Consider the following 269-nt stretch of genomic DNA (forward strand, 5'->3'; position numbering starts at 1 on the left):
GACGGGCAATGCGCCGTCGCCATCGACAATATTGGCGCGGGAACCGGGGAGTGGGTGTTACTGGTGAGTGGCAGTTCCGCCCGCCAGGCGCATAAAAGCGAAACGTCACCGGTCGATCTGTGCGTGATTGGCATTGTCGATGAGGTGGTGTCTGGCGGTCAGGTAATTTTCCACAAATAAGGCAGAACATCATGAATCAACAGGATATTGAACAGGTGGTGAAAGCGGTACTGCTGAAAATGCAAAGCAGTGACACGCCGTCCGCCGCC

At 55.4% G+C, this 269-nt stretch carries 1 protein-coding gene; it reads left to right on the forward strand.

The annotated features are described in order from the left end of the window. A partial coding sequence (eutN, locus tag EOS_RS42895; RefSeq protein WP_075645507.1) for an ethanolamine utilization microcompartment protein EutN occupies positions 1-180 on the forward strand: 180 nt, incomplete at its 5' end. Positions 181-269: the final 89 nt, after the last annotated feature.

It is taken from the genome of Caballeronia mineralivorans PML1(12), from assembly GCF_001028175.1.
Taxonomy (GTDB): domain Bacteria; phylum Pseudomonadota; class Gammaproteobacteria; order Burkholderiales; family Burkholderiaceae; genus Caballeronia; species Caballeronia mineralivorans.